The 11,919-nt window shown below is 71.5% G+C and carries 9 protein-coding genes and 3 pseudogenes; 6 read left to right on the forward strand and 6 right to left on the reverse strand.

Annotated features, from left to right (window positions below; genetic code table 11):
• Positions 1–83: 83 nt before the first annotated feature.
• The 5 genes and pseudogenes from EAO76_RS10515 to EAO76_RS10535 all read left to right on the forward strand — a co-directional run bounded on the left by EAO76_RS10515 (position 84) and on the right by EAO76_RS10535 (position 6,045).
• Positions 84–692 carry a TetR/AcrR family transcriptional regulator gene (locus EAO76_RS10515; RefSeq protein ID WP_148835527.1) on the forward strand — a complete coding sequence of 203 codons (609 nt, stop codon included), beginning with the start codon at positions 84–86 and terminating at the stop codon, positions 690–692.
• Between the two features lie 180 nt (positions 693–872).
• Positions 873–1,889: a glycosyltransferase family 2 protein gene (locus EAO76_RS10520; protein ID WP_148835528.1), complete on the forward strand. Its 1,017-nt coding sequence runs from the start codon at positions 873–875 to the stop codon at positions 1,887–1,889.
• Between the two features lie 241 nt (positions 1,890–2,130).
• Positions 2,131–3,381, forward strand: a pseudogene (locus EAO76_RS45360) (DUF6056 family protein); the annotation flags it as partial.
• A 122-nt stretch (positions 3,382–3,503) separates the two neighbouring features.
• Positions 3,504–4,289 (forward strand): phosphatase, encoded by a 786-nt coding sequence (locus EAO76_RS10530; RefSeq protein WP_148835529.1) that lies wholly within the window; start codon positions 3,504–3,506, stop codon positions 4,287–4,289.
• A 124-nt stretch (positions 4,290–4,413) separates the two neighbouring features.
• Positions 4,414–6,045, forward strand: a complete 1,632-nt coding sequence (locus EAO76_RS10535; RefSeq protein ID WP_148835530.1) for an NACHT domain-containing NTPase — start codon at positions 4,414–4,416, stop codon at positions 6,043–6,045.
• 58 nt (positions 6,046–6,103) lie between these two features.
• Here the strand turns inward: EAO76_RS10535 and EAO76_RS10540 are convergent.
• Positions 6,104–6,817, reverse strand: a pseudogene (locus EAO76_RS10540) (cation diffusion facilitator family transporter); the annotation flags it as partial.
• A gap of 13 nt (positions 6,818–6,830) precedes the next feature.
• Positions 6,831–8,048, reverse strand: coding sequence for an RNA-guided endonuclease TnpB family protein (locus EAO76_RS10545; protein WP_148835531.1), 1,218 nt, complete (start codon positions 8,046–8,048; stop codon positions 6,831–6,833).
• A gap of 24 nt (positions 8,049–8,072) precedes the next feature.
• Between EAO76_RS10545 and tnpA the strand changes: the two genes are divergently transcribed.
• Positions 8,073–8,489, forward strand: a complete 417-nt coding sequence (gene tnpA / locus EAO76_RS10550) for an IS200/IS605 family transposase (protein WP_148835532.1) — start codon at positions 8,073–8,075, stop codon at positions 8,487–8,489.
• A gap of 81 nt (positions 8,490–8,570) precedes the next feature.
• On the opposite strand, the pseudogene EAO76_RS10555 reads toward tnpA, so the two are convergent.
• The 4 genes and pseudogenes from EAO76_RS10555 to EAO76_RS10570 all read right to left on the reverse strand — a co-directional run.
• Positions 8,571–8,858 (reverse strand): annotated as a pseudogene (locus EAO76_RS10555) (cation diffusion facilitator family transporter); the annotation flags it as partial.
• A gap of 124 nt (positions 8,859–8,982) precedes the next feature.
• Entirely contained in the window at positions 8,983–9,897 is a 915-nt protein-coding gene (locus tag EAO76_RS10560; protein WP_148835533.1) for an acyl-CoA thioesterase II, read from the reverse strand.
• A 19-nt stretch (positions 9,898–9,916) separates the two neighbouring features.
• Positions 9,917–11,074 (reverse strand): acyl-CoA dehydrogenase family protein, encoded by a 1,158-nt coding sequence (locus EAO76_RS10565; RefSeq protein WP_148835534.1) that lies wholly within the window; start codon positions 11,072–11,074, stop codon positions 9,917–9,919.
• 223 nt (positions 11,075–11,297) lie between these two features.
• Positions 11,298–11,708, reverse strand: a complete 411-nt coding sequence (locus tag EAO76_RS10570; RefSeq protein ID WP_148835535.1) for a peptidase inhibitor family I36 protein — start codon at positions 11,706–11,708, stop codon at positions 11,298–11,300.
• Positions 11,709–11,919 lie beyond the last annotated feature (211 nt).

The raw sequence follows: 11,919 nt of genomic DNA on the forward strand, positions 1-11,919 counted from the left end.
GGGCGGGGGACGGGCCGGGGCGCGGGGCGGGTGCGCCGCGCTCCGGTTAACGTTCGCTAACCCGACTGTCTAGAATCGAATCCATGACCACCAGGACGGACGCCCCCACCCGCCGCGAGCAGATCCTCAAGGAGGCCGCCCGCCTCTTTGCCGAGCGCGGCTTCCACGGCGTCGGTGTCGACGAGATAGGCGCGGCCGTCGGCATCAGCGGCCCCGGTCTCTACCGTCATTTTCCCGGCAAGGACGCGATGCTCGCCGAACTGCTGGTCGGCATCAGCGAGCGGCTGCTGGCCGGCGGGCGGCTGCGGGTCTCGGAGGACGCGGCCGGTGAGGACGGCTCCCCGCAGGCCCTGCTCGACGCGCTCATCGCGGGCCACATCGACTTCGCCCTCGACGACCGTCCCCTGATCACCCTCCACGACCGGGAGCTGGACCGGCTGCGGGACGCCGACCGCAAGCGGGTCCGCCAGCTCCAGCGCCAGTACGTCGAGGTGTGGGTGGAGGTGGTCCGCGACCTCTACCCGGAGCTGCCCGAGCACGAGGCCCGTGCCGCCGTCCACGCCGTCTTCGGCCTGCTGAACTCGACCCCGCACCTGGGCCGCCCCGGCGCCCAGCCGGACCGCGCGGACACGGCGGCACTGCTGCACCGGCTGGCGCGCGGCGCCTTCGAGGCGGCGGCGGTGCGCGCCTGAGGGCTGTCCCTCGGGAAACGGCCCGGCCGCGCCCTGAACATATGAATTAACGCGGAAAGGCGAAGGGGTCGGCTGAATTCCTTCCCCTTTTCTCCTCCGTGCCCCCTCCGGCCGGGGTGTCGCGAAGATCCACAGGCATATGGTTCGAGTTGTCTCGCCCACGCCTGATGGGGAATTCACATGAAAACATGTCAGGTTTCGGTCGTCGTCCCCTGTTTCGACGAGGACGAGGTGATCGAGGCATTCCACCGTGCGCTGCTCGCCGTGCTCGAACCGATACGGCGCACCTTCGAGATCTGTTACGTCGACGACGGCAGCGGCGATCGGACCCGGGCCCGGATCAATTCGTTCGCCGCCGAGGACCGGCGGGTCCGCTACGTCTCCTTCAGTCGCAACTTCGGCAAGGAGGCCGCCATGCTCGCCGGGCTGCGGATGTCCCGGGGCGAGGCCGTCGTCCTGATGGACGCCGACCTCCAGCACCCGCCCGAACTGCTGCCCCGCATGTTGGAGTTGCGGAAACACGGATACGACCAGGTCGTCGCGCGCCGGGACCGTACCGGCGAGGGCGCCCTGCGCACCCTCCTCAGCGCCGCCTGCTACCGGGCCATGGGCCGCTGCATGGACGTCGAAGTCGTCGACGGCGAGGGCGACTTCAGACTGCTGTCGCGCAAGGCCGTGGACGCGGTGCTGGCCCTGCCCGAGACCGACCGGTTCTCCAAGGGGATCTTCTCCTGGATCGGATTCGACACCGCGTCCTTCACCTACCGGAACGTCCGCCGCGCGGCGGGGAGTTCGAAATGGGTCGGCAGGCATCTGATCGATTACGGGATCGACGGGCTGGTCTCCTTCAACAGCCGCCCCCTGCGCCTGGCCATCCACACCGGTCTCGCCCTCGCGCTGGCGGCCCTGGGATACGCGCTGTGGATCATCGCGGACGTCGCCCTGCACGGTGTCGCCGTACCCGGCTACACGACCCTGCTGACCGCGATCGTCGCGCTCGGCGGAATTCAGCTCGCCACACTGGGCGTCATCGGCGAATACGTGGGGCGCATCTATTCCGAGGCGAAACGCCGACCGCATTACGTGGTGCGGGAGACGAGCGAATGCCCGGACCGGACCGTACGGCCGTCCGGCGCGCGGTCCGACGACCCGTCCGACGCCCCGCCCGTCGTCCCGGCGTACGAAGGGCGCCGGTGACATGAGCACGGACACCGGCGCGGGCCCGGACACGGCCCCGGACGCGGGCGGGGAAGCGGGCGGGGGAGGTGCGGGCGGCCGTCCGCGTCCCGCGCGGCGGCGGGCGGTGCCGTGGACGGCGGTCCTCGCCCTGGCCCCGTTCGCCCTGCTCGGCGCCGCCTTCCGGTTAGGGCGGCTGGTCCGGCCGGGCGCCGACGACTGGTGCTTCCTCCCGGTCGTGCGGGACGAGGGCGCCCTCGGGATGCTCGCCAAGTTCTACCTGCACGACAACGGACGCGTCGCCAACGCGCTGCTGGTCGTCGGATACGGCGCGTTCGGCGTCCCGGGGCATCAGTGGTTCGCCCCGGTCAGCGGGACGGTCGTGCTCGGCGTCCTGTGGGCGCTGACCGCCGCCGCGCTCGGCAGGGCGGGACTGACCGCGCCGCGCGGGGCCGTGCCGCTCGTGGCCGCGACGGCGACGGCGGTCTTCCTGCTCGCCACGCCGGACACGTACAAGACGTTCTACTGGCCCGCCAACTCCGTCTCGCACACCCTCGCACCGGTGCTGGCCTGCGCCGCCGTGATTCCCCTGCTGCGCGCCCGCACCCGCCGGGGGCACGCCCTCGCGTCGGCCACCGCCCTCGTGGCCGGGGTGTTCATCGGCACGCTGTCGGAGGAGACGACGGTCGTCGCGTGCGTCGTGCTCGGCACCGTCCTGCTGACCGGGCTGAGAACGCCTCCCGGCCCCGGCCGGACCCGTGTCCGGTCCTGGTGCGCGGTCGCCCTCGCCGGGCTCGCGACCGGGACGGCCGTCCTGTACCTCTCGCCCGGCGCACGCACCCGGCGCGCACGCTTCGGCGCCGACACCGGCTCCATGCTCGACCCGGAGGCGCTGGGCGCGGCGCTGCGGGCCTTCGGGGAGATCCTGGGCACGGTCCTCACGACCTGGCCGTACCTGGGAGCGGTCGCCGCCGGCGTACTGCTCGGCCTGTCGGCGCGCGGGGGAGACCGGCCGGCGGACCGGCGGCGCCCCCTCCTGCCGGTCCTGGCCGGCCTCCTCGCGTTCCTGGTCTCCGGCTACCTCTGCGTCGTCGTCACCCGCCCCGTCCTCGGCGCGGACGTGGCGACCGCCTCGCGCGTCTGGGGCGATTTCCTCCTGCTGTACGTGCTGCTGCTGACCGGCATCGGCGTCCTGCTGGGCCGGGCGGTGGCGCCGGTGGCGCCACGGGTCCGCCGCCCGGCACCCCGTACGGTCGCGGCGGCCGTCGCCGCCGCCGGGTGCGTCCTGGCCTGCGCGGGCCTGGCCGGTCCGCTGCTCCGGCTGGAGACGGAGATGGCGGTGCGCGCCCACGACTGGGACCACCAGGACCGGTGGCTGAGGGACCGGGCGGCGCGGGGGGCCCGGGTGCTGCCGTACGCGCCGGTGCCGGTGGGCGGGATGCTGGAGCCGTTCGGCGGGCACGGCCGGCGGGTGTGGCCGGCCCCGTGCGTCGCCCGGTACTACCACCTGGACGAGGTCACGTACTCGCCGCGGCTCCCCCGAGGCGGGCCCGGCGCGACCTGCGTGACCGTTCCGGTATGTCCGTCGTGCAAGACATCCGGCACACTGCGCACACCTGACGGCACAATGGGTTCATGCCGATACCCAGCCGTGCCGCCCTCGTCGAACACCTCGTCCGTACGCGTATCGCCGGAGACGTCGCCACCCCGCGCGACAACAACCTCTCCCACTACCGCAAGCTCGCCAACGGCGACCGCCACTACTGGCTGGGTCTGGAGCTCGGGGACCGGTGGCGCGACGAGCAGGACGTGCTGGCCGTGATGGCCGAACGCTGCGGGGTCAGCGACGACCCGGAGCACCGGTTCGGGCAGGACACCATCGACCCGGAGCTGACGGTGGACGCCCTGGAGCGGATGGCGGCCCGGCTGCGGAAGGCGGCGGCGGACTCGGAACGGGTGCTGTTCGCGACCGGGCACCCGGGCGGGCTCCTCGACGTGCACCGGCAGACCGCGGCGGCGCTGCGGTCCGCCGGATGCGAGATCGTACGGATTCCGTCGGGGCTGATCGCCGACGAGGGCATGGTCTTCCAGTTCGCGGACGTCGCCGTGCAGGAGCGCGGCGCGACGCTCTGGCACACGCACTCGCCCGCCCCGATGGCCGCCATCCTGGACGGCCTGGAGCGGGAGGGCCGCCCGCTGCCGGACCTGGTGGTCGCCGACCACGGCTGGGCGGGCTGCGCGGGACAGCGCGGCCTGGACGCGGTGGGGTACGCGGACTGCAACGACCCGGCGCTGTTCCTCGGCGAGGCGGAGGGCACGCTCCAGGTGGTCGTCCCGCTGGACGACCACGTGATGGACCCGCGGTTCTACGACCCGATGACGGACTACCTGCTGGGCGCGGCGGGGCTGCTCCAGGGCTGATCCCGTTCCCGCTGCCGGCCGGCAGCGGGAGCGGGTGCGGCGGTCGGCCCCGGGGCCGCAACTCCACTTCCCGCCCCCGCAATTGCTACTCTGCGCCACGAATGTCCAGTGTCGTGGGGGGCGCATGTTCACACCGGGGCAGCGGTCCCGCAGGGGCGGATCGAAGCCGGTTCTCGTCGGGCTGCTCGTCCTGCTGGCCCTCTTCATCCTTCAGGAACTCGGCGCCGGGCTGCTGCCCGACATCTACAAGGGCTTCGCGGGCGACGACCGCAAGACGCTCGTCATCGGTGCGTCCGTCGCCTTCGTCCTGGTGGGCCTGCTCCTCTACATCGTGCATCTGCAGAGCCTCGTACCGGAGGAAGCGGAACCCGAACTCGGGGCCGAGGAGCGGGCCAGGGCCCGCGCCGCCCTGCTGCACGCCGTGCGCCGGAGCTGGACGGACGGCACGGACCGGGCCTGGGAACGGTCCGTACGGATCGAGCTGGGCCTGGCCGAGCACCGGACGGCCGTGCACGACCCCTGGGGCCCGCCCCGGCTCAGCACCGGCGGCCCGGAGGGCGGGGTGCCGCTGGCCGCGGGCACCCGGATCGACGAGGTCTTCGACCGCCACCACGCGCAGCTCCTCGTCCTGGGCGCCCCGGGAGCCGGCAAGACTTCGCGGATGCTCGAACTGACCGAGAAGCTGGCCGAGACGGCCGAACGGGACGACGACGCCCCCGTCCCGGCCGTCCTGCTGCTGACGGACTGGCACGGCGCACCGTTCGCGCACTGGGTCCTGGACGAGCTGCACAACCGGTACCGCCTCCCCCGGGATACCGGTCTCGCCCTGCTGCGGGACAACGGCATCGCCCTGGTCCTGGACGGGCTCGACGAGGTCGCCCCGCGGCTGCGCGTCGACTGCGTCCGGGCGATCAACGGGCTGCTCTCCGCCGAGCAGTACCCGCACTGCCCGATCGCCGTCTCGTGCCGTTCGACCGACTACGACGAGCTGGGGGAGCGGCTCACCGTCAGCGGCGCGGTCCGGGTGCGGCCCCTGGAGGTCGCGGCCGTGCACGCCCTGCTCAACGGCGGGGGCGAACGGCTGCGCGGTCTGGCGGCCGCCGCGGCCGCCGATCCGGTGCTGGCCCGGCTGCTGACCACACCGCTCATGCTGGGCGTCGCCGTCTTCGCCTACGAGGGCGTGGAGGAGGGCGAGGTCGTGGCCCCCGGCGACGCGGAGGAGCGCAGGGGCCGCATCTTCGACGCCTACATCGAGCGCATGATCCACCGCGACCGGACCCTCCAGGGCCGTCCGGTCACCTCCGAACGCCCCGCCGGCCGGGTGCGGGCCGACCTGCTGCGGCTCGCCCGGGACCTGAACCAGGTCCACTCGACGGTGTACTACGCGGACGATTTCTCCAGCATGATCCTCCAGGCACCGGACGAGGTGCTCAGACGGATGGCGCCGTCGGGGACGTACCCGGTGTTCCGGTTCATGCGCGGGCTGAGCGGGTACGAGGCCGGGAACCCCGACAGCAGGCCGAACCGGTTCTACTGGTCCATGGCCCGCTTCTGGACGCTCTCCCCCTTCACGAGGCCGGCGCTGGCGAGGCACCTCCGACGGGACTTCCTCGACTACGCGACCGACCGGGCGATCATGCGTCGTGCGGGGGACGGGTACGCCTTCCTGCACAAGACCATCCAGGACCACCTCGCGGCGCGGGTGCGGGGCATGTCCGTCACGGAACTGCGGGAGCTGGAGCGGTCGCCGGTCTGACCCCGATCCCGGTCGGGCGCCGTTCCCGCCCGCTCAGACCGGCCCGCGCCCCGCCCGCTCAGACCGGCCCGCGTTTCCGCTGTCTCAGACCCGGCGTCGGGTCCAGGTACACCCGGCGCACCGACGGATAGCGTTCCCGCAGCTGCTCCTCCGCCTCCTCGCAGGCCCACTCGATCTGCTCCGCGGTCGACGCGTCCCGGAAGTCGACCTTCGCGGCGATCAGGATCTCGGCCGGGCCCTGGATGAGCGTGGTGAGTTCCAGTACGTCGATGATGTGCGGGACGGAGAGCAGTTCCTCGCGGATGCCCTCGCGCATCGACCGCGTCACGGGCCGGCCGATCAGCAGCTGGGCGTTGGACCGGCCCAGCACCCAGGCGACGTACACCAGCAGCAGGCCGATCAGGACGGACGCGATGCCGTCCCAGACCCCGGAACCGGTCAGCTGCCCGCCGAGCAGGCCGCCCGCGGCGAGCAGCAGCCCCACCAGCGCGGCCGAGTCCTCCATCACCACGGCCTTGACGGCGGTGTCGGGAGTGCGGCGGAGGTAGTGGCCGACGGGCGCCCCCAGCCGTGCCGCCTCGTCCCGGACCTGCCGCAACCCGGTGCGCAGCGGGTAGCCCTCCAGCAGGAAGGCGACGCCGAGCACGATGTACGAGACGAGCGGATCGCCGAGCTCCTCGCCCCTCACCAGGGTGTGGACGCCGTCGTAGACGGAGAAGACCGCACCGCCGACGAACGTGGCGACGGAGGCGAGCATCGCCCAGATTTGACTTCCGCTCCCCGCCCTAAAGGGCGGGGATTCCTACCACGGTCGGCTGACCGTCTCGGTGGGTTCCTGCTTCACCGCGCTGTGCCGGTACGGGTACCGGTCTTACCTGCGCTCGACAGGCTGACACCGCCAGTCCGGCGGCCTTGGCGACGTTGACCGCCGCGTTGATGTCGCGATCGAGGACGGACCCGCACGCCCCGCACTCCCAGGTGCGGACGTGGAGGGGCTTGGGCCCGTCCTTGACGCCGCACACGCAGCAGACCTGTGAGGTCGGCTCGAACCGCCCGATGCGGTGGAAGGACCGGCCGAACTTCGCGGCCTTGTACTCCAGCATCGCGACGAACGCAGACCATCCGGCGTCGTGGACGGACTTGGCCAGGCGTGTACGGGCGAGTCCCTTGACCGCCAGGTCCTCCACGGCAATCGCTTGGTTCTCGCGAATGATCCGTGTGGAGAGCTGGTGGTGGAACTCGCGCCGTGCGTCGGCGACCTGCGCGTGAGCACGGGCGACCTTGACGCGGGCCTTGGTCCTGTTGTTGCTTCCCTTGGCCTTGCGGCTCAGGCGCTTCTGTTCGCGCTTGAGCTTCTTCTCGGCCCGGCGCAGGAAGCGCGGGGCGTCGATCTTCGTGCCGTCGGAAAGGACGGCGAAGTGCCCGGGACCGAGGTCGATGCCGACGACCGGCTCCACGTCAGGCAGCGTCTCGGGTTCGGTCCCGACGACGAAGGACGCGAAGTACCTGCCGGCCGCATCCTTGATCACGGTCACTGTGGACGGGACCGAGGGCAGGTTGCGGGACCACTTCACCCGCACGTCGCCGATCTTCGGCAATGACAGGTCCCCGCCGGTGGTGATCTTCCAGCGGGCGTTGGCGGTGAACCGTACGGCCTGCCGGTTGTCCTTGCGGGACTTGAAGCGGGGTGCGCCCATGCGCGGGCGCTTCCCCTTCAGCCCGTCGAAGAAGTTCCGGTACGCCGTGTCCAGGTCCCTCAGGGACTGTTGCAGCACCACGGCGGACACCTCGCCGAGCCAGGCGCGCTCGTCGGTCTTCTTCGCCTCGGTGATCAGCAGCTTGGACAGGTCCCCGGTCCTGGGGAACGCCTCGCCTGCGGCACGGGCGGTCTCGCGAGCGCGCAACGCGTCGTTGAACACGACGCGGGCGCACCCGAACGCCTGGGCCAGCGCGGAGCGCTGAGGACCGTTCGGGTACAGGCGGAAGCTGTACCTCAACTGCACACCGATCAGCGTACTACGTGGTTTATGGCTGAATATCAGAACATTCGAACTGGTCGTCACTGCGCTTTCGTCCTCCACGCCCACTTGGTTTTCGTGACGAAGTACCGGCACAAGGTCTTCAAGGGCACGCACCTGACGCGCATGGAGGAGATCATGCGCGCCGTGTGCGAGGACTTCGAGTGCGAGCTGGTGGAGTTCAACGGCGAGAACAACCACGTGCACCTGCTGGTGAACTTCCCGCCGAAGGTGGCCCTGTCCAAGCTGGTCAACTCGCTGAAAGGCGTCAGCTCCCGCAGGCTCCGCCAGGAGTTTCCCGACCTCGTCCGGCACTACTGGCGGGCTCAGCGGCTGTGGTCCGGTTCCCACTTCGCCGGATCAGTCGGCGGCGCGCCGCTGTCGATCGTCCGTCAGTACATCGAGCAGCAGAACCGTCCGCTCTAGCCTGCGGGTCGGAGCAGCGCTCAGAATCGCTTCACCTCCCCCGTAAACGGGGGAGCACTGCGATTAGTCCCGGTAGCCGGGGCCGTAGCCCAGCGGGTGCTCCTCGTCGGCGGGTCTCCCGCTGCGCCTCAGCGCGGTGAGCAGCATCAGTTCGGTGACCGTGTCGGCGACCGAGTGGGCCGCCTCGGAGAGCATCGCACTCGATCCGCTGATCAGCCCGGCGACGGCCTTCGCCACGGCGATGCCGAGGTTGGCGGCCGCCGCGACGACGACCGTGAACGCGGACTCCCCGCCACCGGGCTTCGTGGCGCCACCGGCCCCCGTGCCGTCGGCGGCGGTCTTCGGGTCCCTCAGGGGCTCCTCACTCATGGTGGGGAGTATGTCTGAATTGACGGTTTCCGGCCTGTCCGGCACGGTCGTCGGGCCCCGGGCCCCGGGCGCCGGGGAGGCGCGGAACCGGGCCGGGCCCGGGGACGGAACGGCGGAACCGGGGTCAGGCCCGGGGGACGCGGACCACGCCCTCCTGGATGACGGTGATCGCCAGCCGGCCGTCCTGCGTGTAGATCCGGGCCTGGCCGAGCCCGCGCCCGCCGTACGCGGACGGCGACTCCTGGTCGTACAGCAGCCATTCGTCGGCCCGGAAGGGCCGGTGGAACCACATCGCGTGGTCCAGGCTCGCCCCGACCACGTCGCCGACCGCCCAGCCCCCGCGCCCGTGCGCGAGGAGCACCGAGTCGAGCAGCGTCATGTCGGAGACGTACGTCGCCATGCAGACGTGCAGCAGCGGATCGTCCGCGAGCTTGCCGTTGGTGCGGAACCACACCTGGGAGCGCGGCTCGCGCGGCTCGCCGACCGTGCCGAAGGGCGGGGCGTCCACGTACCGCAGATCGACCGCGGCCCGCGCCTCGATCAGCCGGTCCACGACCGTCGGGTCGCTGAAGCGGTCCGCGTACCGGGGGAGCAGCTGCTCCGTCGTGGGCAGCGACTCCGGGTCCGGCGCGGACGGCATGTCCGCCTGGTGCTCCAGGCCGTCCTCGTACGTCTGGAAGGACGCCGAGAGGTGGAAGATCGGCTGCCCGTGCTGGACGGCGACGACCCGGCGGGTGGTGAAGGAGCGGCCGTCGCGGATGCGGTCGACGCTGTAGACGATCGGCGCGCCCGGGTCACCGGCCCGCAGGAAGTACGAATGCAGGGAGTGGGCCGCCGGGATCTCCCCGGACGGGGCCTCCCCGGCCGCCCGCGGGGAGCGGGCGGGGACGGTGCGGCCCGCGGCGACCAGGGCCTGGGCCGCGACCTGGCCGCCGAAGACCCGGGGAACGAGCGCCGAACGGCTCGTGCCCCGGAAGATGTCCCGCTCGATCTGCTCGAGGTCGAGCAGATCGAGCAGGGAGTCCAGTGCTGAGCTCATGGGAGGAACGCAGCCGCTCTCACAGGCCCATGGACTTGGCGATGATCGACTTCATGACCTCGTTGGTGCCGCCGTAGATGCGGTTGACCCGGTTGTCCGCGTAGAGGCGGGCGATCGGGTACTCGTTCATGTATCCGTAGCCGCCGTGCAGCTGGAGGCAGCGGTCGATGACGCGGTGCGCGACCTCGGTGCAGAACAGCTTCGCGGACGCGGCCTCGGCCGCGGTCAGCTCACCGGCGTCCAGGGCCTCCAGGGCGCGGTCGGCGACGGCCTCGGCGGCGTCCACCTCGGCCTGGCAGGCGGCCAGCTCGAACTTGGTGTTCTGGAAGGACGCGACGGTCTTGCCGAAGACGGTGCGCTCCTGGACGTACTCCTGCGCGAACCGGATCGCGGCCTTGGCCTGCGCGTACGCGCCGTAGGCGATGCCCCAGCGCTCGGACGGCAGGTTCTGGCCGAGGTAGTAGAAGCCCTTGTTCTCCTCGCCGAGCAGGTCCGCGGCGGGCACCTTCACGTCGACGAACGCCAGCTCGGCGGTGTCGGACGTGCGCAGGCCGAGCTTGTCGAGCTTGCGGCCCAGGGAGTAGCCCTCGGACTTGGTGTCCACGGCGAACAGGGAGATGCCGAAACGGCGGTCCTCGGCGGTCGGCGCCGAGGTGCGGGCGCAGACGATGACGCGGTCGGCGTGGACGCCGCCCGTGATGAAGGTCTTGGAACCGTTGAGCACGTAGTGCGTGCCGTCGTCGGAGAGCTTGGCGGTGGTCTTCATGCCCGCGAGGTCGGAGCCGGTGCCCGGCTCGGTCATCGCGAGGGCCCACATCTCCTCGCCGGAGACGAACTTCGGCAGGTAGCGCTTCTTCTGCTCCTCGTCGGCGAGCATCTTGATGTACGGCAGGGCGAGCAGGACGTGCACACCGGAGCCGCCGAAGTTGATGCCCGCGCGGGCGGTCTCCTCGTACTGGATGGCCTCGAACTTGTGGGTGTCCAGGCCGGCGCCGCCGAACTCCTCGGGGACGTTGATGCCGAACAGGCCGAGGTCGGCGAGCTTGGAGTAGAACTCGCGCGGCACGATGCCCTGCTGGAACCACTCGTCGTAGTGAGGGACGACCTCCGCCTCGATGAAGGCGCGTATGGTCTCCCGGAACGCCTCGTGGTCCTCGTCGAATACCGTACGGCGCACGGGGTGCCTCCTTGATCAGCTTCGGTCGGCGGTCGCCTTCGGCCGGGGTCGGGGGCGGTCCGCCTCGACCCGCCTGGCTAAGCGCTTGCTCAGATACATTCAAAAGTTACCCGGCGGTCATGAGGCTGTCCAGGGTGATGCGCGGCACGCCCGGCCCCGGACGTGCGGAAGTCCTCCCCGGCCACCGGCCGGGAAGGACCCTCGCCCCTCCGTCCCTCGGCGCTTACTGGGGCTTGAAGGAGCGGATCTGGTAGTCCCCCTGGAGGTTGCCGCCGCTGCCGGCGGGGGTGGAGCCGACCCGGGAGTTGTAGTTGGTCCGGGTGTAGTACTGCACGCGGTGCCCGGTCGCGTTCCACACGGAGCGCACGTTCTGGCCCCGCTGGATGAACGAGCAGTCGTCGGCGGTGTTCGCCCGTTGCTTGTCCGACCACTGGCAGCGGGTGCCGCCCCCGTTCCAGTCGCTGTAGATGCAGAAGTAGCCGGGACTGCAACTGTAGGAAGCCCTGGCGCTCCGGGTGGTGTCGCTCGCCGCGGTGCCGTTCCCGGTGGCTGCGGCCCCGGCCGCGGCGGGTCCGGTGGCCAGCCCCAGGGCCAGGGCGAGCGAGGTGACGGCGAGCGCGGTGAAGCGGTTCATGACGGAGACCTCTTTCTGATGGCGGCCAGGGTCTCGCGCCCTGGTCCCGGCCAGCGTGGCACGCCCGTGACCTGCACAGACAGGCGGAAACGGGGGCGCTCGAAGCCTGCCGCGAAGATCGCGACACTCCTGCGCGCACCGGCGTGAACGCCTGCCGCGGCGATCGGTGCCGAACCGTGGGGGGAGGGGTGGGCGCGGCTGTGCGGGAGGG

Origin of the sequence: Streptomyces sp. sk2.1, assembly GCF_008120935.1 — a bacterium.
Classification (GTDB): domain Bacteria; phylum Actinomycetota; class Actinomycetes; order Streptomycetales; family Streptomycetaceae; genus Streptomyces.

Bases quoted from the DNA above. Each gene is read 5' to 3' on its own strand.
- EAO76_RS10515 (WP_148835527.1), top strand. From the start codon at position 84: ATGACCACCAGGACGGACGCCCCCACCCGCCGCGAGCAGATCCTCAAG.
- EAO76_RS10520 (WP_148835528.1), top strand. From the start codon at position 873: ATGAAAACATGTCAGGTTTCGGTCGTCGTCCCCTGTTTCGACGAGGAC.
- EAO76_RS10530 (WP_148835529.1), top strand. From the start codon at position 3,504: ATGCCGATACCCAGCCGTGCCGCCCTCGTCGAACACCTCGTCCGTACG.
- EAO76_RS10535 (WP_148835530.1), top strand. From the start codon at position 4,414: ATGTTCACACCGGGGCAGCGGTCCCGCAGGGGCGGATCGAAGCCGGTT.
- tnpA (WP_148835532.1), top strand. From the start codon at position 8,073: ATGGCTGAATATCAGAACATTCGAACTGGTCGTCACTGCGCTTTCGTC.
- EAO76_RS10560 (WP_148835533.1), bottom strand. From the start codon at position 9,897: ATGAGCTCAGCACTGGACTCCCTGCTCGATCTGCTCGACCTCGAGCAG.
- EAO76_RS10570 (WP_148835535.1), bottom strand. From the start codon at position 11,708: ATGAACCGCTTCACCGCGCTCGCCGTCACCTCGCTCGCCCTGGCCCTG.